Source organism: Nonomuraea sp. SYSU D8015 (assembly GCF_008065375.1).
In the GTDB taxonomy this organism is placed as follows: domain Bacteria; phylum Actinomycetota; class Actinomycetes; order Streptosporangiales; family Streptosporangiaceae; genus Nonomuraea.
On the sequence record NZ_VJYI01000005.1, the window covers coordinates 272,323 to 293,703 of the forward strand.

Below are 21,381 nucleotides of genomic sequence, written 5' to 3' on the forward strand. Positions count from 1 at the left end.
ATTCTCATTGCCGGCCTGCTCGCCATGAGCGTCGTCGCGGCTCCTGCTCAGGCCGCCCCTGAGGACTGCAATCCGAAGAAGGGCACGCTGAAGCTGCCCGCCAGCGAGCCGTGGGCGCAGAAACGGCTCGACATCAAGAACGCCTGGCGGCTGACCAGGGGCGCGGGTGTGACCGTCGCGGTCGTCGACAGCGGCGCCGACTACCACCCGCAGGTCCAGATCTCCAAGATCATCGATGAGACGCACACCGGCCACCGCGACTGCGTGGGTCACGGTACGGCGGTCTCGGGCATCATCGGCGCCCGCTACGTGGCCGGCGTGCCGTTCCACGGCGTCGCGCCCGATGCCAAGATCGTGATGGTCAAGCAGAGCAACAAGACCGAGGGCGACATCACCAAGCTGATCAGCGCCATCGACGACGCGGTCGCGGCGAAGCCCGAGGTGATCAACGTCTCGGTGCGTGCCTCCGATCACCCCCAGTTGCGGGCCGCCATCCAGCGGGCGCTGGACCAGGACATCGTCGTCGTGGCCGCCGCCGGGAACGTCACCGGCCCCGACGACCAGGACGTGCCGGCCTATCCCGCGGCGTACGAGGGGGTGCTGGCGGTGGGCTCCGCCACACCCGACGGCCGCCGCGCCGACTCCTCCAACGCCGCCACCCCGGTCGGCGTGCTCGGCCCCGGCACGGACATCACCGCTCCCTGGCCCGGCCGAAGCTACATGCGCGGCCTGCAAGGCACCAGCTTCGCCGCGCCGTACGTGGCCGGCACCGCCGCCTTGGTGCGGGCCCGCTTCCCCCAGCTCACCCAGGAACAGGTGCGCCGGCGCATCATCGCCACCGCCGACGGCACGGCGGGCGCGGGCACCGGCGCGGGCATGGTCAACCCGCTGCTCGCGATCACGGCCGTGCTGCCGTACGAACGCGGTGACGCGCCCGTGGTCGCCGAGCCGCTCCCTTCCGCGCTCCCCGCCGACGCCATCGCCAAGGTCCCGCCGCGGGACGAGACCGCCATCGGCATCGCCATGGCGGTGGGGGCCGGCGTGCTGGTGGCGATCATGGTGGCGGGCGGACTCGCCCTGCTCATTCCCCTGGGGCGGCGGAGGGGCTGGCGCCCCGGACGGGCGTCCTGAACGTGTACCACCGATGAATTGTCAATTCGCCTGTGAAACAGGTGATACAAAAGTGGCGGATTTGGTTGAATATCCCTTCGAGATCGTGCTTTGACTGAAGGGATAGAGATGCACCCCCTGCGGCCGGGTGATCCCGAGAAGGTGGGCGCGTACGTCATATCAGGACGGCTGACCGATGGGCCGCGGGGCGCGGCCTATCTCGGCAAGGAGTCCGACGACGCGCCGTTACGAGTGGTCAAGTTGTTGCCCCCGGCTCCGGAGGCCGGCAGCGACGACGTCGCTCGGCTCACCGGGGTGCAACGCGTGTCCAGCTCGTACGTGGCCAGGACGCTCGACGCCGGCAAGCACGGCGACCAGCTGTACGTGGTGCGCGAGTACGTCGAGGGGCGGAGTCTGGCCGAGGTCGTGGCCGAGGACGGCCCGCTCGACGCCGACGCGCTGGAGCGGGTGGCGGTGGGCGTGCTCACCGCGCTGACCGCGGTGCACCTGGCCGGAATCACGCACCGCGGCCTGACCCCGCACAACGTGATCATCGGTCCCGACGGTCCCCGGGTGACGGACGTCGACCTGGGCGAGCCCGTCGGCGAGGTGGCGTATCGCGCGCCCGAGCAGCTCAGAGGGCTGGCGTACGGGCCGTACGCCGACGTGTTCTCCTGGGCCGCGGCGGTGGTGTTCGCCGCGACCGGGAAGCCGCCGTTCGGCGAGGACGAAGAGGCGGTGCTCAACGGGCAGCCCGAGGTGGGCGGCCTGTCCGAGCCGCTGCGCCGGGTGGTGCTGTCGTCGCTGGCCAAGGACGTCACGCCGCGCCCGACCACGTACATGGCGCTGCTGCAGCTCCTCGGCGACAAGCGGGGCGCGGCCGCCGGCGTCATGACGCGGAGCCTGCCGCCCCAGCCGGGCGCCCCGATCGAGGGCGTGCCGGTGCCGGGAGTGCCGCCCCTGGAGGGTGTGCCCGTACCGGGCGTGCCCGTGGCCGGAGGCCCCGTGCCGGGAGTGCCGCCGGTCGAGGGTATGCCTGTGCAGGGGATGCCGGGCGAGGGCGTGCCGCCGGCGGGGGCGCCCGTCCCGCCCCAGTCGACCTGGGGGCCGCCGGCCGTGCCCCCGGGCGCCCAGGGGCCCGGTCAGGGTGGCCCGGGTCCGATGGAAGGCGCGGCCCCGATGGAGGGCGTGCCGCTGCCGCCCTCAGGACCCATGTGGGAGCCGCCGCGTGACCAGGCGCGGCAGGCGCCGGTCCAGGGTCAGACGGTGCCGTCCCGCCAGCCGCGCAGGTTCCCGTTGGGGCTGGCCGCCGCGGTGGCCGCGCTGGCGCTGGTGTCCGGCGTGGGGCTCTGGGGCGCCAACCGGTACGCCTCGACACAGCGCTTCGAGCCCGTGGCGGTGGTCGCGGCCCCGACGACCGAGGGTGCCGCGGCCGCCGAAGGCGCGGAAGGAGTGGACAACGGGGTCACGCAGCCGGGCCAGAGCCAGCCCGAGCAGAGCCCGCCCGAGGTGACCGTGCCGTGGGCGAACACGCCGAGCGCCGGCCCGGACGACGTGGGCCCGATGGTGCTGCCCAACGAGTGGACGTCGCAGACGCCCACCCCGCCGGAGCTCAGCACCGTGCCGACGCCGCTGCCGATCAACACCCAGCCGGTCACGCAGCCGACGGCCGCCCGGCCGACGTCGGCCCAGCCCACGGTGACCGTGACGCAGACGCCGACGCCGACGCAGAGCCCGACGCCGACGCAGAGCCCGACACCCTCGAACGTCCGCACCCTCGGACCCGAGGAGAGTCCCACCGCGTCCGAGACCCCGACGCCCACGCCGACCGTCACTGTCACCCCGACGCCCACGCCGACCGTCACCGTCACCGCGACGCCCACCCCGACCGTCACCGTGACCAACGCCCCGCCGGCCAAGCCCACGCCGACGGCCAAGCCCACAGCAACGGCCAAGCCCACGCCGACGGCCAAACCGACCGCGACGCGCACGGCCACCCCGAAGCCGACCCCGACGTCGCCCAAGCCCAGCACGAGCAGCCCGCCTCCGCCGGCCCACAACCCCCACTCGCCGACCCAGGTCTGCGGTCCGGGCTTCTCCGTGCAGCGCTCCCAGGCCTTCGGCGGTGGCGAGACCTTCCAGCTGTACAACGGCTCCACCGGTGAGAACTGCGTGGTCACCATGAAGACCACGGACATCGGCAAGCCCACCTACGTGAGCGCCACGCTCGAGGTGCAGGGCGGCGGGAGCCGGACCGAGAGCGGCCAGTTCGAGTACTACGCCGGGCCGGTCAAGCTGCCCGCCAAGGGCAAGTGCGTGAGGTTCTCCGGCAGTGCCGGACGCTTCGCCACCAGCGCCGACTGGGCCAACTGCGGCTGACCCCACACAGAGAACCCCTCCGGGCCGGCACCGGCCCGGAGGGGTTCTCCACGTACGGAGGTCAGGGGCGCAGGTTGCTCATCAACTCGTCCTTGGCGGCCGCGGCGGCCTCCTCCGCCTTTGACACGGCGGCCACGATCTCGTCGGCGAGGCGGCGGGCGTCCAGCCGCTTCCTGCTCAGCGGGCTGATCTCCAGCTTGGTCAGGGTGCCGAGCGCGTCCGCGGTGGCCACGATGCGGCCCTCGTCGGCGCGGCCGACGAACTGGCGCGTGCTCCACTCGGCCGTCATCTCCTCGGCCCGCCGGCCGGCCGCCGTGATCGCCTCCAGGCGCTCCATCAGCTCGTCCATCTCCTGCACGGCTCATCCCTCCCGCAACACGCGCTGGATGTGGGACGCCAACGGGTCCTCCCCGGGCTGCGCGGACCACTCGGGGCCGACCAGGTCGCTCATCAGCTCTGTCAGCCGGTCGCCCATCGCGGCGCGGGCCGCGCCGACGGCCTCCATGACGGCGGCGGCCAGCTGGACGTGGTCGAGGTCGTTCAGGCCGCGCGAGTCGATGGTCAGCCCGAGCAAGCGGCCGGTGCCGGAGATCTTGGCGCGTACGATGCCGCGTTCGTCGGCGCCCTCCAGCCGCTCTCTCGCCAGGTCGTCCATCGTCCTGTTCAGCGCGCCGGTCCACTCGTTGATCTCGCGGAGCAGGCCGGTCACGTCGCCCTCCCTGCCCTCGGCGAATGCCTTGATCTCTTTCATTCCTGCTCCGACGCGTGGACCCAGATGTCCTTGTTCTCGATGTTGCCCGAGAGGTCCAGGTCGCGTGCCCCCAGCTCGGGGTTGCCCGAGTTGTAGAAGGCGCCTCTCAGGTCGTTGAGCTTCAGCTCCAGCTTGTTCAGCTCGCCTTCGTTGGTGACGTAGATGTCGGCGAACTGCTTGAGGAGGTTGCCGAGCGCGCCCATGAAGAGGCCCGTCTGAGCCACCAGAGTGGCGCGCGCGACCGGATGCGCGCTCATGGAGGCCAGGGTCCTGAGGATCGGCGCCTGGGAGGCGTACAGGCCGAGGACCGACAGGTCGTACTCGGCCACCTCCTTGAACTGGGACTGCATGCTGCTGCTCATGTCGTCGCTGACCTTGCCGAGCTGGCTGAACAGGCCGTTGACGTTGAACCGGACGTACTGCTGGAGCATCTCGGACGCGTGGCCCTTCCAGTTCGGCGAGACGTTGTCGAAGTAGCCGCGCCACAGGTTCGACCTGCTGCCCTCCAGCGAGCCCGACATCTCCTTCCAGGTTTCCCGCCGGTCGTAGAAGAGGAACGGGTTGCCCAGGTTGAGCGTGGCGGCCACGTCCAGGGCGATCGCGCCCGCGCCGAGCAGTCCCATCGCCGGCCTGGTGGCCGCACGCAGAGGGTTCAGCCGGGCGATCAGGCGATTGAAGAAACCGTTGTCGGCACGGGCGGTGGCCGGTGGCACCGTGACGGTCTTGGTGACAGCGCCGTTGGAGTTGGCCAGATGGAGCTGCCCGCCGGTCGGCTGTGTGGTGCTCTGACCGGGGATGATCAGCTTGGGCGGCTGGTTCGAGGGAGTCGACATCCAGATCCTTCTCAGTTCTTTCAGCCGGGACGTTCGGCGTTCCGGTAGTTCTGCGCCGCCCTGGTGACCTTCTCGCTGTCCTTGTCGAGCACACCTCGCAGGATCCCCGCGCTGTCACGCCAGGTGTCGGAGATGGTGTTGTAGCGGCCGACGAACATCCGGCCGACGAGGGGGACGCCCGCCAGCGGGACCAGGTTCCAGCCCTCGAAGCGGGGGGTGCGCTCCTTGACCAGGTTCACGCCTTGGGCCGCGCCGCTCATGGACCCGGCGAACGCGTCGATCGAACCGGTCCGGGTCTCGTACCCGGGAAGGTTCGACTTGTCGCCGGAGCCGTTTCCCGCAGGCTTGTCAGGACTGGGGCGAGGGCCGGCGCTGGGCGTCGCCGTGAGCCGCAGCGACGGCGGCAGGCACACGGGCGGCGGGCACTTGGGGGCGTGCGGGCACGGGCTGACCATCGACGGGCTCGGCGTGGGCGTCCCCGACGTGCTCGGTGTCGGGGACGGCGTCGTGCTCGGTGTGGGGGACGGCGTCGTGCTCGGAGGCGTCGTCGAAGGAGACGGCGTGGGCGACGGCGTCCCGCTGGTCGGCGGGGTGCTCGGCGTCGGGTTGGGCGTGCTGGAAGCGGGCGTCGAAGGGCTCGGTGAGGCGCCGCCCGTCGGGGACGGGCTCGCGCTGGTGGACGGAGGATCAGTCGACACCCGATCTTTGTATCACCGCGAAATGTCGCTTAAATCGGCATTTGCCCAGGTGAAGGGCATTGTGCGATCATCCTTCACGTTGTCGTAACCCGGTGTTTCCCTGGCTCAGTAGGGCCGGTAGCCGCCGCCCCGCTCCAGGGACGAGATGCCGGGGTGGCCGGCGAGGTTGCCGTAGCGGCTGTAGGTGTACAGGACGCCGGCGATGATGTTGTCCACCGGCTCCCGGATCTGGCCGTACCCGGGCAGCGCGTGCGCGTTGAAGGTGGGCGGGATGGTCTGCATCAGTCCCTGGGACGGCACGCCGTTCTTGGCGTTGATGTCCCAATTGTTGATGGCGTTGGGGTTGCCGCCGGACTCGTGGTAGATGATCGTCCAGATGCGCTGGATGTCCTTGGGGTCGTTCGGGTCCAGGTCGCTCACGTCCAGCCCCCTCTGCCGCATGATCGCGGCCATCTCGGGCGACTTGATGATCGTGAGGGCCTGCTTGATCCACTCGACGACCTGAGCCTTGGGCGCCGGGGCGTTGCCGTACGACGACGGCGCGCCGGCGCCGCCTCCGCCACCTCCCGAGCCGCCGCCCCCGGGGCCGCCGTCCCCAGGGCCGTTCAGGCCGCCGGGATTTCCTGTCGAGGCGAGCGTGGTGGTGGGGTTGTAGCTTCCGATCTTCCGCCAGTCGACCTTGTGCGTGCCTTCCTTGAAGTCGGCCCCGTCGGGCTGCGGGATGCCCTTGAAGAAGGTGAATCCCTCGCCGAGTTGCTCGCCGAGCGCCTTCTTGGCGGAGGCCACGGCGTCCTGGGCGTCCCGGATGGCGTCGTCGGCCTGCTTGACCGGGTCGCCCTGCAGCGCCGAGGCGACATGCCTGTCGATGTCGGCCGCGGTGGCGTCGGGGTGCTTGTTCTTGTAAGCGGTCTGCGCCGCGCTCGCCTGGCTGTGCAGGTTCGTGATCGTGTTGTGGGCGCTCTCCAGCTTGCCGGCGGCCTCGTCGAGCGCCGAGGCGCACGTGGTGAGCGCTCCCTTGAGGTTGTTGCCCGCTTTCGGGTAGGCGGCCATGTACGAGGCGAAGGCCTCGGCCGACGCGCCCCGCCAGGCCTTGCCGACCTCGCTGACGTACCGGGGGAGCCGGTTCATCGAAGTGGAGACGTGGTCGCCAACCGCGCGCAGACCGGCGGCGATGTTCCTGATCGCCTTCGGGTCGCCGTCGACCTTGGCCAGCTTCCCGGCCAGCGTCTGGACGATGCTCATGCGCCGGAGGCCCCCTCGGCGCCGCGGTAGTTGGTGACGACCTCGCCGAGCGCCGTGTCGACGTTCTTCAAGCGGTTGCGTCCCTCGCCGAGCTCGTGCTTGACCGAGTTCCACACCTCATCGATCTTGGTGGCCAGGTCGCCCGCGCCTTCGAGCTTGCCGAAGATGCCGGCGTCGGTGGCGCCGCTCGGCGCCGTGGCCTTGCCGTCCACGAACGCGTCATTGAAGTCGAGCATGTTCCGGACGCGGGTCGCCTGTCGCCCGCACTCCTCGATCGCCCGGACATGTACATCCACAAACCCCATGGAACTCCCCGACTGTGTATGAAGCACAGGAGGGCCGAGCATAACGGACACCGTTCTGCCCGGCCATGGACTACACCTGCTCCAGGTACGCGGTCTGGATCAGGCGGGAGCCGAACCTCCTGTCGACGTAGAAGCCGCGGCCGACGGGCAGCGGCTGCGGGCGGATGTTGCCGAAGAGCTGGCCTTCATCCCGGTTGCCCGACATGATCAGCGCCGGGCTGGCCATCTCCTTCAGCCGCTGGACGGCCGAGTCGTACATCGCCCGGCTGGCGCCGCCGCTCTGCCGGGCCAGCACCAGGTGCAGGCCGATGTCCCGAGCCTGCGGAAGGAGCTCGGCCAGCGGCTGCAGCGGGTTGTTGGACGTGGCCACGAGGTCGTAGTCGTCCACCACGATGTACAGGTCCGAGCCCTGCCACCAGCTCCGCTCCCGCAGCTGCTCGGGCGTGAGATCGGCCGGCGGCAGGCGCTTCAGCAGGGCGGACCGCGCGTCCTGGATCAGCTCCGTGGCGGCCGTGCTGGAGGCGGCGTAGCCGATGCGGTGCTCGGTCACCGCGGTGTCCAGCAGCGAGCGCCGGTAGTCGATCACGATCATCATGGCTTCGTGTGGCGTCTTCCTCGCGACCACGCCCTCCATGATGAGCTTGAGCACGTTGGACTTGCCGCACTCGTTGTCGCCGAACACGATGAAGTGCGGATCGGTCTCGAAGTCGAGCGTGACCGGCGAGAGCGCGTCCTCGTCGATGCCAATCGCGATGCGGTGCGGGCCCGTCAGCTCCGGCCCCGGCATAGCGGCCGCGGGCAGCAGCGACGGCAGCAGGCGCACCGGCGGCGCCTTCGGCCCCTGCCAGGACTGCCGCACGATCTCCACCACCGACCGCAAGCCCTCGGAGACGTCCTCGGCGCTCTGCTGCCCGTCGATCCGCGGCAGCGCGGCGAGGAAGTGCATGCCGTCCCTGGTCAGGCCGCGGCCCGGCACTCCCTCGGGAACGGCGAGCGACGCCTTCCTGCTGATCTCCGACTCGTACGCGTCGCCCAGCTTGAACTCGATCCTGGTGCCGAACAGGTCCCTGATGCCGGAGCGGAACTCCGACCACTTGTTGGTCGCCGCCACCACGTGGATGCCGTAGCCGAGCCCGCGCGCCGCCAGGTCGGTGATCACGCCCTCCAGGCTCTCGAACTCCTGCCTGATCGTCAGCCATCCGTCGATGACCAGGAACACGTCGCCCCAGCCGTCGCTCTGAGCGCTGCCATCGGCCACCATCCGCCGGTAGGTGGCGATGGAGTCGATGCCGCGCTCGGTGAAGCTCCGCTCCCGCTGCTGCAGCAGCGCCGCCACCTCGGCGACGGTTCTGCGTACCCGGTCGCCGTCGAGCCTGGTGGCGACGCCGCCCACGTGCGGCAGCCCCTCCAGTGCCGCGAGGCCGCCGCCGCCGAAGTCGAGGCAGTAGAACTGCACCTCGCGCGGGGTGTGGGTGAGCGCCATGCCGGCGATCAGCGTGCGCAGCACGTTGCTCTTGCCGCTCTGCGGCCCTCCGGCCACGCCGACGTGCCCGGCGGCGCCGGACAGATCCAGCCAGTACGGATCCCGCCGCTGCTCGAACGGCCGGTCGATGATCCCGACGACGGCGTGGAGCTTGCCCCTGCCGTGCCAGCCGGGCGTGGACAGGCCGAGCTCAGGCGTGACGGACAGCGGCGGCAGCAGGTGTGCCAGCGTGGCCGGCTCCCCGAGCGGCGGCAGCCAGATGCGGTGGGCCGCCGGCCCGTGTCCGGCCAGGCGCTGCACGACGATGTCGAGCAGGCTGGCCTGGGAGGAGCGCTCGTCCACCTCCGCGGCCGCCGGGGCCTCCTTGGGCGGCTCCTTCACGACGGGGAGCGGCACGTACGCCGAGCCGTACTCCACGACCTGGCGCAGGACGGTGTGGCCGTCCTCGGAGCCGGGACGGTGGGAGTCCACCTGGTGGGGGCCGGACACGTACGCGGCCTTGAACCTGGTCATGCCGGTGGTGTCGAACTTGAGGTAGCCGTTGCCCGGTGCCGAGGGCAGCTCGTAGGCGTCTGCCACGCCCAGCACCACCCGGCTCTCCATCGCGGAGAAGGTCCGCAGGCCGATTCGGTACGACAGGTGGGTGTCCAGGCCGCGCAGCCGCCCCTCCTCCAGGCGCTGCGAGGCCAGCAGCAGGTGCACGCCGAGCGAGCGGCCCAGCCGGCCGATCATCACGAACAGGTCGATGAACTCCGGCTTGGCCGACAGCAGCTCGCTGAACTCGTCGAGCACCACGAACAGCGTCGGCAGCGGCGCCAGCTCCGCCCCCTGCTCCCTGGCCCGCTCGTAGTCGCGCAGCGAGGCGTAGTTGCCCGCCGCGCGCAGCAGCTCCTGCCTGCGCACCATCTCGCCGTGCAGCGCGTCGTGCATGCGGTCGACCAGCGGGAGCTCGTCCTCCAGGTTGGTGATGACCGCCGAGACGTGGGAGAGCGACTCCAGCCCCAGGAAGGTCGCGCCGCCCTTGAAGTCGACCAGGACGAAGTTGAGAATCTCCGACGAGTGCGTGACCGCCAGGCCGAGCACCAGCGTCCGCAGCAGCTCGCTCTTGCCGGAGCCGGTGGCTCCGATCACCAGGCCGTGCGGCCCCATGCCGCCCTGCGCCGATTCCTTGATGTCGAGTTCCACGACCCGGCCGTCGGCTCCGAGCCCGATCGGCACCCGAAGCCTGTTGCGGCCGGCCCGCGGCCGCCAGGTGACGGACGGGTCCAGGTGGGTGGGATCGCCGACGCCCAGCAGCTCGGTCAGCGTGGTGTTGACCGACAGCACGTCCTCGGCCTCGCCGCCGGAGGACGTCGAGGCCCGCAGCGGCGCGAGCTGCCTGGCCAGGCCCTCCGCCCGCAGATAGTCGAGCCGGTCGGGGTCGCCGAGCCGCGTCCGGTGCTCCTTGCCCGCGTGGTCGATCTTCACCATGTGGAAGCCGTCCGGCCGGATGTCCAGCCGCAGGGTGTTGGCCTCCTCCACGTCGGCGGTCGAGCCGGACAGGTCGATCACGGTCACGCCCTGGATGGCGTCGGTGCCGAGCTGGGAGTCGTGCGGCACGTGCCCGCCGTCCACGATCAGCACGTGGTACGGCAGCGAGTCGGCCGCGGCGCCCGGCCGGAACCGGGCGCGTTCCTTGAGCTCGCCGCCGACCAGCCGGTCCAGTTCGCTCATGTTCTCCGTCATCAGCCGTACGGGACCGGCCGCGTCCACCTCCTCGGGGTGCAGCGCGTGCGGGAGCCACTTGACCCATTCCCAGTGCGGCATCCAGTCCGCGCCGGCGCACACCATGATCCGCATGTCGTCGGGCGAGTGGAACACGGTCAACTGGGCGATCATGGCCCTCATCAGGTCGCGCACGGCGACCGGGTCGCCGGTCACTCTGATCCGGGCGAACGAGCCGAGCGCTACGGCGACGGGCAGCCCGGACACCGTCGAATGCGCCCTGATGAACCTGCGCAGGGCGCCAGCGGCCAGCGCGTCCAAGTCCTCGATGGGCTTGGAGTCCGGCGGTATGAGCTGGATGGCCAGCTTCTGGACGCCCGTGCCGAGCCGTACGGTGGCGAAGTCATCGTCGCGCGGGCGGCGCTCCCACAGCCGGGGCCCCATGGCGATCCACCACAAGGAGTCGGGCTCGGGACCGCTCCACTCCAGAGCCTCCCGCTGCTGCCGGGCCGCGCGCCTGGTCCTCTTGCGCACCTGGCTCAGGTAGCGGAAGTAGTCGCGCCGGGCGCCGTTGAGCCGGTACTTCCGCTCGCCCGCCTGGCGGCCGACCTGGCCCAGCGTCATGCCCACCATCGACAGCGCGAACAGGCCGCTGGCCACGTACATGATCGGGTTGGCGTTGCCGTAGGACGTGAACATCAGGGCCATCGCCGCCGCGCCCGCCACCATCGGCAGGTAGGTGAGGACCAGCGTGAAGCCCTGCCCCTGGACCTCGGGGATCTCGGGTGGGGACTCGAGCAGGATCTCGCCGCGCGGGGGTTTGGGGCCCGGACGGCGCTCAGGGCGGCGGACGACGACGATGCTCATCGAGACGTTCTTACCAGAAGAGACCGGATATGTTCTCTGTTGTCCATGACCGTTGGTGGGGACGGAGAGTTGATATGGGACATATTGTTCAGGGACCTCCGCCCGGTCCACCCCCCATCCAGGGACCACCCCCGGGTCCGCCGCCGATGAACGGATTTTCCGGGCGCCTCGGTCCCCCGCCACCGCCACAGGGCCCCTTCCAGCAGGGCGCCCTGGCGCAGGTGCCCATGCCGATGCCGACCCAGTGCCATGTGACGATCGTCGGTCCGCGGCGCAAGGCCGACCTGTCGCTGCCCGCCGATATCCCGCTGCCGAACGTGCTGCCGGGACTGCTCCGGGCGCTCGGCGAGGTGGGCGGCGACTCGGCCGCCGCTCCCGGGTGGACGCTGCAGCGGCTCGGCGGGGCGCCGCTCGACCTGGGACAGAGCCTGGGCGCGCTGGGCGTGCTCGACGGCGAGATCCTCTATCTCAGGCCGCGTGAGGCGATCCTGCCGCCGGCGCTCTACGACGACGTGGCCGACGTGGTGGCCACCGGCGTACGCGAGGGCCGCGGCGTCTGGTCGGCCAGGCACACCAGGATCGTGGGTGCCAGCGGGGCGGCCGGCCTGCTCGTGCTGGGCGGTGTCGGGCTGGCCCTGTCCGGGATGCCGGCGCTGACCGTCACGATCGTGGCCGGGCTGCTGGCGCTGCTGCTGGTCGTCACCGGCACGCTGCTGTCCCGGGCGGTCGGTGACTCGATGGCCGGCGCGCTGATCGGGCACGCGGCGCTGCCGTACGGATTCGTCGCGGGCCTGTTCGCGCCGGGCTCCGCCGCCGGGTTCGGCGCGCCGCACCTGCTGTCGGCGCTGGCCTGCACCGCGCTGGTGGCCGCTGTCGGCGGCGCGCTGGTCTCCGACGGCGTTCCCGGCTTCCTGGGCACGGCCGTCGCCGCCACGGCCGGAGGGATCTGTGCGGCGGCGGTGATGGTGTGGTCGGCGCCGCCCGCGGGGGTGGCGGCCGTGGCGGTGGCGGTGCTGCTGGCGTTCAGCCCGCTGGTGCCCACGCTGTCGTTCCGGCTGGCCAAGGTGCCACTGCCGGCCATGCCGACCACCGCGGAGGAACTCCGCAGCGACAACCAGCGCCTGGACGCCCAGGCCATCCAGGACCGCACCAGGGTCGCGCAGCGCTACGCCACCGGCATGATCGCCGCGATCGGGATCTCGGTGCTGGTGACGCAGTTGCTGCTGGTGCTCGACCGCGACTGGGTGGCGGCCGTCATGACGGTGTCCCTGTCGCTCACCGTGATCATGCGGGCCCGGGTCTTCCGCGGGCTCGGACAGCGGCTCTGGCTCATCGGCACGGGCCTGGCTGGGTTCGCCATGCTCGCGCTGTCGCTGGTTGGCCAGGGCGGGATCGTGGGGTCGCTGGCCGTGGCCATCGGGGTGCTGTGGCTGGCCCTGACGACCGTGGGCATCGGGCTCTGGCTGGCGACGGGGAAGCCGTCGCCGTTCTGGGGGCGCTCGGCCGACATTCTGGACGTGGCGCTGATCGTGCAGCTTTTCCCGCTCGCGCTGGGCGTGCTGGAGGTCTACACCTGGGTGCGCGGGCTGTCCGGCTGATCTCTTTCAGGAAGGTAGTGGGATGCAGGAGTTCGGCGACTTCGCGAACATCGACATCGACAAGTTGCTCAAGGGCGCCCAGGAGCAGTTCGCGCACCTGGAGGAGTTCCAGCGCAACCTCGACTCGTACGTCGGCCGCGCCGAGGACGAGAACGGCATGGTCACCGTCGAGTACGACCACCAGGGCGTGCGCGAGCTGGAGATCCACCCGAAGGCGATGCGCATGGGCTCGGGCGAGCTGGCCGACCTGATCAAGACCGCGCTCGCGGACGCCACGGCTGATTTCCAGCGTCAGGTCAACGCGGCCGTGGGCGAGATGTTCGGTGGGAAGGACGACCCGATGCGGCTCTCCGACCCGGCCACCGCGCTCGACAAGCTCAAGGAGATGGAGGCGGTCCACGACCGGGCGTTCACGGACGTGATGGGTCAGCTCGACACCATCCGCCGCCGGATGGAGCTCTGACGCCGTCCACCCACAGCCGAGGCTCTCCTGATGTCAGGGCTTTTGCGCCCTCTACCAGCAGGTTTTCCGGAAAGTCGCCACAGCGTGACCGATCCGTAATTTGATATTTCTGGGAATTGTGGGGCCAAAAGTGACTACCATGCCATTTGATGTTGTTCACGGGGGTAGTCCGTTCGTTTCACCGGGTGACCGCCCGTCGTGACAGACCAGGCCATGTCGACTTGGAGGTCCAGTGGCACTGTACGGGGCAAGCCCAACTCAGCTGACCAACGCGGCAGGCTATTGCCAGGACACCGCGCAGTACATCGAGGGCATGCGGCAGCGCGTCCAGCAGATCAAGGGCGACCTGACCACCCAGGGGTGGAAGGGTGGCGCGGCGCAGAAGTTCAGCCAGGCGCTCGACCAATGGGACGTCGAGTTCAAGGCGGTCATCAAGATTCTTGAGGACATCTACGACCGCCTCAACATCGGCGCCGGTGTCTACCGGAACGCCGCCGACCAGAACATGGACATCGCCGGCGGCTTCGCCGGGGCCGGTCAGGGCGGCCGTATCGACTCCCTCATCAACGCCAACCGCTGAGCTGGACGGAGACCATCATGTCTATGCCTGCTGACGACTACACATACGTTCGGTTCGGCTCCATGGAGCAGGCCTACGAGGAGCTCAAGAAGGTCGTCACCGAGCTCGACAGGGCCACCGACGACCTGTACCAGGACATCAAGAAGGAGTTGGGCGCCAGCTGGGAGGGCGAGGCCCAGCAGTTCTTCGACACCAAGCGCGAGCAGTGGAACGCCCACGAGAAGGCGATGGGCCAGCAGCTGTTCCAGGCCGCGACGGCGGTCAACGTCGCCAAGGGCAACTACGAGTCCGCCGAGCGGCGCAACATCAGCATCTGGACGGACTGACCCGAATTCGTCCATTCTCTCGGTCATCGCTGGGGCGCGGTGGCCGAGAGCACTGTTGTTGGGGGAACTGTTGTTGGGGGAGAGGCATGACCGACGCCCGGGAGAACTCGCCGTCCGGCATGCGCCTGGTGGCGCAGGAGCTGAGAGGCGCCTTCGACGCCATGATGGGCCGGGGCGAGCGGCCCAACGGCAACATCAACCAGATCGACACCGGCAACGAGCTCTCTGCGACCCAGATCGGCCGGTGGTCGGACGCCGAGACCCTCGCCAAGGTCGTCGGGTCGTCCAACGCGGGCCTGAAGTTCGCCGAGGTGTACGACAAGTTCATCAAGGCGTACGAGGACGTCGTCAAGGCCGTCGAGCTCAGCGCTGACAACCATGACAGGGCGCGCCGGACCAACGAGGGTGAGACCTGATGGCTGAGCGGGGGAAGGTCGAGATCAAGCTCGGCGACGGACCCAAGGGCACCTCCGTCAACAACTCCATGGCCGAGATCAAGCAGTGGATCCTGAACACGGACCCGTCGACGGTCTCCGGCGCCGGCATGACGTACAACAACGCGTCGAGCAAGGTCGAGCAGGCCGTCAACGCCCTTGAGGCGAACCGCGCCAAGATCCTGCAGATCTGGAAGGGGCCGGACGCCGAGCTGGCCGGGGAAGCGCTGGACATGCTGCAGGCGACCGGCGCCCAGCTCGTCCAGAGAATGCGGGAGATGGGCGGCGCGCTCGGGACGTACGCGACGCACCTCCAGGACGCTCACCGCAAGATCAATGAAAAGGTGGACGTCCCGGAAGTCTCGTCCCCTTCACAGACCCAGGAAGAGCTCGACACCGCGTACAAGAACGAGCACGCGCGGAAGGTGCTCGACGATCTCAACAAGTGGATCGTCACCGTCTACTACAGCGACGTTCCCGCGGCCATCGAGTACAACCTGCCCACGGTCAACCTCCCCGGGGTCCCCGTCGACACCCAGAACCCGGGTTACCCCACAGGCTCCGGGACGACAGGCCCCACCTTCGGCTCGTCGGCGGGCGATTACTCGGGCGGCGGCGGCTCCTCCGGCGGTGGCTCCGGCGGGTCCAGCCCAGGTAGCGGCGGTTCCAACCCCGGCGGCTCCAACCCGGGTGGTTCCAATCCGGGCGGCTCCAACCCGGGCGGTTCGGATCCGAACAATCCCACGAACCCCGACCCGAACAACCCGGGCGATCCTGGCGGCCCTTCCAACCCGAACACGCCCACGACCCCGGCCCCGGGCCAGACGCAACCCCCCGGCTCCGGCGACGGCACGGTTCCGCCGGTCATCGGCGATCAGGACCGTACGACCACGGGTGACACGAACACCGTCGACCCGCGCCAGACCGCCGTGGCGAGCTATCAGCCGCCGGTGCTGACCACGCCGGCCGCGACCGTGCCGACCACGTCGATCAGCCCTCCCAGCGGCTACATCGGACCGTCAGGGTCGCCGGGCATCCCCGCGATCATCGGCTCGCCGGGCGTCGGCGGCAGTCCGGCCTCCGCGGTGGGGCCAGGCGGCCGCGGAAGCGGCGGGTCGTCGGCCGGGATGCCGTTCATGCCGTTCATGGGCGGTGCCGCAGGCGCGGGCGAGCACGGCGACTTGGAGCGGAACACGTACGTGCCGGAGGACGCGAGCAGCTGGACGACCAGCCATGAGACGACGGACCCCGTGATCGGATGAACTGATGGGCAACAATGGGTCGAACCCTTTCCCTTCGCTCGGAGGCTTCGGTGGCCAGGGATTGTCATCGGGCCTCAGCTTCACGGCGGAGGAGATCAAAGCCAGCAGCGAGACGATCAACCCGCACGTCGACCGCGTCGCCAAGCTGAGGGACGCGACCAACAATCTGGACGTTCCCTGGCCCCACTTCGGCGTGGTCGGCCTGGGAGTCCACAGTGTCCACCAGGACGCGATCGCCAACCAGCGGGACGCCTTGGAGCGGGCCCGCGCGGCGTTGGCCTCCTGGATGCCGGCACTCAAGCATGCCAGTGAGAACTACCGGAAGGCCGACGACGACAGCGGCAACGTGCCCGGTCTGAACGACATCCCCGGTCCCGGCAACCTGGGCATGGACGGTCTGAAGAACGCGAACCTGCCCAAGATCCCCGGCGGCGGTCTCCCAGGTGGAGACCTGCCGGGCGGCCGCCTCCCCGGAGGGGACCTGCCGGGCGGCCGCCTCCCCGGAGGAGATCTACCGGGCGGCGACCTGCCGGGCAATGGCAAGCCGCCGGGTTCGGACCTGCCCTCCACCGACCTGCCGAAGCCGAACCTGCCCGGCACCGACCTGCCCGGCACCGACCTGCCTCAGCAGAACCTGCCGACCACCGACCCGGCGGACATGAGGGTCCCCGACCTCGACTCGGCGCTCAACAATCCCGGCAAAACTGACCTGTCGTCCTATCAGCCCCCGCCCCCCGGCGTCGGGAGCAACCTGCCGACCGTCGACCCCGGCTCCCCCGGCACGCGGACGGTACCCGGCACGCTCGGCGGCCCCGGCGGAGGCGTGGGCGTGGGCGCCGGCCCCAACGGCGCCGTACCGGCCGCGGCGACCGCCGGTCTGCGCGGGGCTGCGGGCAGCGGCATGCCGATGATGCCGTTCATGCCCATGGGTGCCGGGGGCGCGGCCGGCGACCAGAAGAACGACCGTGAGAAAACCGTCGGCCTGTCCGAGGACGAGGGCGTCTGGGGCGGCGACGAGGACATCGCACCCCAGGTGATCGGTCAGGAGGAAGACCTGTGAACTACAAGGACCTCTACATGACGGGTGCCGGGGCGGCGATGCTCGGGGCCGCCATGATCTGGCGGCCGTGGCCGTTCTACGTCGCCGCCGCCATCGGCACCATGGTCTCCGATCCCAACGGCATGGACCATTCCGCCGGTCAATGGCGGACGAACGAACTGGACACCCTGAGCGGGGAGCTCCGCACGCTGAGGGACCAGCTCAAAGAGAAAGGCAAATGGGAGGGCAAGGCGTCCGAGGCCTTCGACAGCGTCTACACGAGCTACAACGACTCCATCAAGCAGCTCAAAGAGATCCGTGACAACACCGCTGACGGCGTCGGATCGACGGCCAATTTCTACAAGGTCGGCGCCGGCGTCTGTATGGCCATCGGCCTGGGCGTGTATGCGTTCGGGCTCTGGAAGATGGCCATGAGGAGCACTCCGCCGACCGCGTTGGCCGCGGAGGCCGCGGACGCCGCCGTGGGCAAGGCCACTCTCACCGTGATCGGGAACGTGGTCAAGAAGCAGGGCATGGTGGTCATCGGCCTCGGCACGCTCCTGAGCATGGCCGTGACGCAGACCAAGATGAGCGGCAAGATCTTCCCCACGCTCGAGGCCGCCATACCGACCAACACGATGTCGACGCCTAATGGCAAGATGCCGTTCACGAACGACGGCATGACGTACGACCCGAACATGGGCGCCCTCACCCCGAAAATGGACGAGTCCCTGGGAGCGCCGCTCGGCGGGGGCAACCTCAAGATCTAGGGCGTCGATCACCGCGGCTGCTGGATGGTCTGCACCTCCTGCACCGGCGTCCTGGCCGCCGCCGGATCCAGCATCGGGCCGTCGGGGATCAGCAGGAGCAGGTGGGAGGGCACCGGCGCGACGTCCGTGGCCTCGTACCCCAGCTTGGCGATCACGTCCGCCGTGGACAGGCGGAACCTCCGGCCCTGGTCGGTGATCAGGGAGTACTGCTGCACCGCCGACAACTGCCCGTCGCCCGGCAGGGTCCCGGCCAGCACCGCGCTGCCCGGCGGCAGCAGCACCTGGTCGACCTTCTCCGGGCCGGCGCTCGCCGGCGGCGTCGGGATGCGAATCCTGCTGCCGGTGGTCAGCACGGCCCGTGTCGAGCCCTTCGCCGTGTTCGCGTACACCGCGCAGAGCGGGGCCGACGCCCCGGGCGAGCGGAAGCGGGGCATGGTGGCCGGCAGGCCGTTGTTCAGCAGGGCCTTCCCGGAGGCCTTCATCGCGTTGGCGCTCGCCGCGTCGATCGAGGTCTCGCGGACCGGAAGCTTGCCGTAGGCGCTCTTGCTGGCCGGGTCCAGGAGCAGCAGCATCGCCTGCGTCTGGTTGATCGGCGCGAGGCCGTCCGCGAGCAGCACGTACCAGCGCTCGCCCGAGCCGGCCACGGGCGCGACCTTGTACACCTGCCCGACCCTGGACGCCTTGCCGCCGGGGCCGACGGCCTTCTTACCGCGCTGGGGGACCTTCGGAGCGGCGAAGTCGACGCCCGCGGGGATGGCGTTGACCCACGACGTGGGCACGCGGCGCGGCGCCTGATCGGTGAGCCGGTCCACGTTCGTCACCCGCATGCGCTGGTTGGCCCAGAGCACCCAGCTGTTCTGCCCTTCGCTGACGACCAGAGCCTCGCCGCCCACGGGCGTCCCACCGACGTCGGTCCCGGCCACGAGCGTCACGAACGGCTTGCGCATCCCGGTTGCATCGACCCCCTCCACCACGCATGCCGACCACGGGGCCTTGACGAGCCGCTCGCGCTTCGGCAGCGAGTCGGGCGCCCCCTGGATGCCCACCTTCTGCCCGCGGCCGAAGCCGGCCAGCGACTCCGCGGACACCGTCCTGACCTTGATGTTCTCCTCGCCCAGCATCAGCCGCGCGGAGACATAGTTCGCCACCGGCTGCAGCTTGCCGCTCTGCTGGTTGTAGACGTACGAGGCGCCGGTCTCCTCCTCGATCAGCAGCTGGCCGGCCTCGGTCAGCTTGGTGGCGTTCCCCGGCTTGAGCAGTCCCCAGATCCCGAACCCTGCGACGATCAGCACGGCGACCAGGATCCCGGCGAACGTCGCCACGTTCTGCCTCCGCATCGGGGACTCCGGCACATCCGGTTCCCCCTGCAGCAGAGCCAGCCCCAGGCGCTGCGTCATCAACCGATGCGCCTGATAAAGATCCTTTTGGGTCTGCATATTGCCTAATGTTACGCATGTTGACTATGAGTTTTCTGTACGGCAAAGGAAACATTCCAGTAGGCTGCTTGATCAAGTGCCAAGGGGGAGGGCCTCGTGGGAGAAGCGCAACCGCCCAAAGACTGGCCGGGGCTGGAGGCGGAACGGGACGGTGTCACGTACGACGCCAGGAAGATCGCGAACATCGCCGAAGCGCTGCGTGAGGCGATGCAGCCCATTTCGGGCTATGGCACGAGCAAGGGTTCGGTCGGAAATCTCGCCACTTCCGGCGACCTCTCCAAGCTGCGCGATCACTTGGCGGGCATCGATCGCGTCGACGGGATCAAGACGTTCCTCCAAACGTTGACGGACAACCACGAAACGTTCACGCAGGTCTACGGCAGAGTCCTCCAGAAGTTCGAAACCGCGATAACCCTGATCGACGACGGGGCCGGCACCTACCGGGTGACGAATACGGCCAACGAAGGCGGGAGGTGATCGTCATGGGAGAGAGCAGGCATGAGACCCACTCCCTGAAGGCCTCCGGAGCAGGCGGGACCGACAGCCCGGACAACCGGAACGTCGAGCAGGTCCTCACCTTGATCGGGAAGTTCGATCCCGCGCCCATCGACCATGCGGCGACTGCCTACCGCGATGCGCAGAAGGCGGTCAACGACGCCAGGGAGGAGATCAAGGCGGAGGCCCACAACCTCGCCAAGGTCTGGGAGGGCAAGGCCTCGGTCGAAGCCCAGAAGGCACTTGGGATTTTGTACGCGACGCTGGGCGAGCTGGCCGAGAAGCTGGGGAAAATGGCCCACCCCCTCTCGGAGTTCGGCAACGTCGTACGCGGCCACCAGGCGTTCCTCAACGACGACTGGAAGGGGTTCCTGCTGCCGGCCTGGCACTACCAGGGATACTTCAACGCGGGGATACCGTTCACCGACACCGGCAGCTGGAACGACGACCTCATCTCGGACAACTTCGGCGTCTACACCGGTTACTACAACGAGCGCGGTGAGGTTGTGAACTCCACCCGCGCCCAATGGGGGACCTCGAACGAGCTGGCCGGGCTCCACCTGCAGACGTTCGGCAACGACCTCAAGCAAATCCTCCACAAGATGCCGGACAACCTGGAGGAGACGCTGCCGGACATCCATCCGTCGGCAGGGCCGACGTATCAGCCCCCTCCGGTGGACTACAACTTCGGCGACCAGCGGCCGGGCACGGGGAACGTCACCCCGGTCTCGTACGGCAACAACGACCTGAACGGCTACCGGCCGGGCGGACGGGACACCGACGGCCCCACCCTCGGCTCCGTCCATTCCCCGACCGACACCACCCAGACCGATCCTGACCCCCGCGAGCCCGGGCAGCAGGGCGACCCTTCCACCGGCTCCACGGCCACGCCCGGCGGCACCGACCCCCGCGGCACCGACCCCAGCGGCCAGAACCCGGCCGGCGCCACGTCGCAGAACCCCGGCCAGGTGCCGAGCCCCGGCACCAATCCCACCACGAATCTCCAGGACTACCAGCGCCCCCCGAACGGCTACACGGCCAACGGCGGGAACTTCCCCACCGCGAACCCGCCCGGCCACGCCACCCCCAACACCTCGTCGTTCACTCCGGGCACCTCCGGCGGCCCGGGCGGCCCCGGCGCGTACGGTGGCGGCGTCGTGCCCGCCGCGGCACCGGCAGGCGGCGTCAGGGTCGGTGGGAACACGGGGATGCCGATCATGCCCATGGGCGCGATGGGGGGTGGAGCGGGCGCGGAGCAATCCCGGGACCGCGAATCCACCACGTGGCTCCACGAGGACGACGACGTGTGGGGCGGCGACACGGACTCGGCGGTGAACAGCAAGATCGGCTAACGCGCCCTGTTGCGGGCGGAACCCACGACCCTGCTCCGCCCGCAACACGAACCCGCCAGCCGCCCTCCCACCCGCTACACGAACCCGCCAGCTGCCCTCCCACCCGCTACACGAACCCGCCAGCTGCCCTCCCACCCGCTACACGAACCCGCCAGCTGCCCTCCCACCCGCGAGACGAACCCGCCAGCCGCGTCCCCTGCTCCGGCGGGCAGCACGAACCCGCCAGCGGCCCATCCGCCTGCCGCCGCCGCCAC

21 protein-coding genes are annotated in these 21,381 nt (G+C 69.9%); 13 read left to right on the top strand and 8 right to left on the bottom strand.

The window, feature by feature from the left end; genetic code table 11:
• The first annotated feature begins 24 nt into the window (after nucleotides 1–24).
• A complete protein-coding gene (locus ID574_RS23660; protein WP_188191135.1) occupies nucleotides 25–1,131 on the top strand; it encodes a S8 family serine peptidase in 1,107 nt (368 codons plus the stop codon).
• Nucleotides 1,132–1,239: 108 nt separating this feature from the next.
• Nucleotides 1,240–3,489, top strand: coding sequence for a serine/threonine protein kinase (locus ID574_RS61690; RefSeq protein WP_188191136.1), 2,250 nt, complete (start codon nucleotides 1,240–1,242; stop codon nucleotides 3,487–3,489).
• 61 nt (nucleotides 3,490–3,550) lie between these two features.
• Here ID574_RS61690 and ID574_RS23670 read toward each other — a convergent pair whose 3' ends face one another.
• From ID574_RS23670 to ID574_RS23685, 4 genes are read right to left on the bottom strand one after another with little or no spacing between them, the layout of a single operon-like run.
• A complete protein-coding gene (locus ID574_RS23670; protein ID WP_223167048.1) occupies nucleotides 3,551–3,838 on the bottom strand; it encodes a YbaB/EbfC family nucleoid-associated protein in 288 nt (95 codons plus the stop codon).
• A gap of 12 nt (nucleotides 3,839–3,850) precedes the next feature.
• Complete coding sequence (locus ID574_RS23675) at nucleotides 3,851–4,240, bottom strand: YbaB/EbfC family nucleoid-associated protein (RefSeq protein ID WP_188191138.1); 390 nt, start codon at nucleotides 4,238–4,240, stop codon at nucleotides 3,851–3,853.
• The gene (locus ID574_RS23680) at nucleotides 4,237–5,073 is read right to left on the bottom strand and encodes a hypothetical protein (RefSeq protein WP_188191139.1); all 837 of its coding nucleotides are present in this window, start codon (nucleotides 5,071–5,073) and stop codon (nucleotides 4,237–4,239) included. Before ID574_RS23680 ends, ID574_RS23675 begins: the two co-directional genes overlap by 4 nt.
• Before the next feature lie 20 nt (nucleotides 5,074–5,093).
• Complete coding sequence (locus ID574_RS23685; RefSeq protein WP_188191140.1) at nucleotides 5,094–5,333, bottom strand: hypothetical protein; 240 nt, start codon at nucleotides 5,331–5,333, stop codon at nucleotides 5,094–5,096.
• Between the two features lie 124 nt (nucleotides 5,334–5,457).
• Between ID574_RS23685 and ID574_RS23690 the strand changes: the two genes are divergently transcribed.
• Entirely contained in the window at nucleotides 5,458–5,859 is a 402-nt protein-coding gene (locus ID574_RS23690; protein ID WP_188191141.1) for a hypothetical protein, read from the top strand.
• A 17-nt stretch (nucleotides 5,860–5,876) separates the two neighbouring features.
• On the opposite strand, the gene ID574_RS23695 is transcribed toward ID574_RS23690, so the two are convergent.
• The 3 genes from ID574_RS23695 to eccCa form a co-directional block, all read right to left on the bottom strand.
• Nucleotides 5,877–7,013 (bottom strand): transglycosylase SLT domain-containing protein, encoded by a 1,137-nt coding sequence (locus ID574_RS23695; protein ID WP_188191142.1) that lies wholly within the window; start codon nucleotides 7,011–7,013, stop codon nucleotides 5,877–5,879.
• Nucleotides 7,010–7,309 (bottom strand): hypothetical protein, encoded by a 300-nt coding sequence (locus tag ID574_RS23700; protein WP_188191143.1) that lies wholly within the window; start codon nucleotides 7,307–7,309, stop codon nucleotides 7,010–7,012. The genes ID574_RS23695 and ID574_RS23700 overlap by 4 nt, the downstream gene beginning before the upstream one ends.
• A 79-nt stretch (nucleotides 7,310–7,388) precedes the next feature.
• Complete coding sequence (eccCa, locus tag ID574_RS23705; RefSeq protein ID WP_188191144.1) at nucleotides 7,389–11,372, bottom strand: type VII secretion protein EccCa; 3,984 nt, start codon at nucleotides 11,370–11,372, stop codon at nucleotides 7,389–7,391.
• A 251-nt stretch (nucleotides 11,373–11,623) separates the two neighbouring features.
• Between eccCa and eccD the strand changes: the two genes are divergently transcribed.
• The 8 genes from eccD to ID574_RS23745 all read left to right on the top strand — a co-directional run bounded on the left by eccD (nucleotide 11,624) and on the right by ID574_RS23745 (nucleotide 17,844).
• On the top strand, nucleotides 11,624–12,970 hold the full coding sequence (gene eccD / locus ID574_RS23710; protein WP_262496040.1) for a type VII secretion integral membrane protein EccD: 1,347 nt from the start codon (nucleotides 11,624–11,626) through the stop codon (nucleotides 12,968–12,970).
• Between the two features lie 22 nt (nucleotides 12,971–12,992).
• Nucleotides 12,993–13,433, top strand: coding sequence for a YbaB/EbfC family nucleoid-associated protein (locus ID574_RS23715; RefSeq protein WP_188191145.1), 441 nt, complete (start codon nucleotides 12,993–12,995; stop codon nucleotides 13,431–13,433).
• A gap of 232 nt (nucleotides 13,434–13,665) precedes the next feature.
• Nucleotides 13,666–14,013 carry a WXG100 family type VII secretion target gene (locus ID574_RS23720; protein WP_188191146.1) on the top strand — a complete coding sequence of 116 codons (348 nt, stop codon included), beginning with the start codon at nucleotides 13,666–13,668 and terminating at the stop codon, nucleotides 14,011–14,013.
• A gap of 17 nt (nucleotides 14,014–14,030) precedes the next feature.
• On the top strand, nucleotides 14,031–14,339 hold the full coding sequence (locus tag ID574_RS23725; RefSeq protein ID WP_188191147.1) for a WXG100 family type VII secretion target: 309 nt from the start codon (nucleotides 14,031–14,033) through the stop codon (nucleotides 14,337–14,339).
• 86 nt (nucleotides 14,340–14,425) lie between these two features.
• Nucleotides 14,426–14,755, top strand: coding sequence for a hypothetical protein (locus ID574_RS23730; protein ID WP_188191148.1), 330 nt, complete (start codon nucleotides 14,426–14,428; stop codon nucleotides 14,753–14,755).
• Nucleotides 14,755–16,035: a WXG100 family type VII secretion target gene (locus ID574_RS23735; protein ID WP_188191149.1), complete on the top strand. Its 1,281-nt coding sequence runs from the start codon at nucleotides 14,755–14,757 to the stop codon at nucleotides 16,033–16,035. Before ID574_RS23730 ends, ID574_RS23735 begins: the two co-directional genes overlap by 1 nt.
• 61 nt (nucleotides 16,036–16,096) lie before the next feature.
• Entirely contained in the window at nucleotides 16,097–17,095 is a 999-nt protein-coding gene (locus ID574_RS61695) for a type VII secretion target (RefSeq protein ID WP_188191150.1), read from the top strand.
• Nucleotides 17,092–17,844: a WXG100 family type VII secretion target gene (locus tag ID574_RS23745; RefSeq protein WP_188191151.1), complete on the top strand. Its 753-nt coding sequence runs from the start codon at nucleotides 17,092–17,094 to the stop codon at nucleotides 17,842–17,844. The genes ID574_RS61695 and ID574_RS23745 overlap by 4 nt, the downstream gene beginning before the upstream one ends.
• An 8-nt stretch (nucleotides 17,845–17,852) precedes the next feature.
• Here the strand turns inward: ID574_RS23745 and eccB are convergent, their stop codons facing one another.
• Nucleotides 17,853–19,280 carry a type VII secretion protein EccB gene (gene eccB, locus ID574_RS23750; protein WP_188191152.1) on the bottom strand — a complete coding sequence of 476 codons (1,428 nt, stop codon included), beginning with the start codon at nucleotides 19,278–19,280 and terminating at the stop codon, nucleotides 17,853–17,855.
• Nucleotides 19,281–19,376: 96 nt separating this feature from the next.
• Here eccB and ID574_RS23755 point away from each other — a divergent pair, with 96 nt between their 5' ends.
• Nucleotides 19,377–19,757, top strand: coding sequence for a hypothetical protein (locus tag ID574_RS23755; protein ID WP_188191153.1), 381 nt, complete (start codon nucleotides 19,377–19,379; stop codon nucleotides 19,755–19,757).
• A gap of 5 nt (nucleotides 19,758–19,762) precedes the next feature.
• A complete protein-coding gene (locus tag ID574_RS23760) occupies nucleotides 19,763–21,127 on the top strand; it encodes a WXG100 family type VII secretion target (protein ID WP_188191154.1) in 1,365 nt (454 codons plus the stop codon).
• The last annotated feature ends 254 nt before the right edge of the window (nucleotides 21,128–21,381 follow it).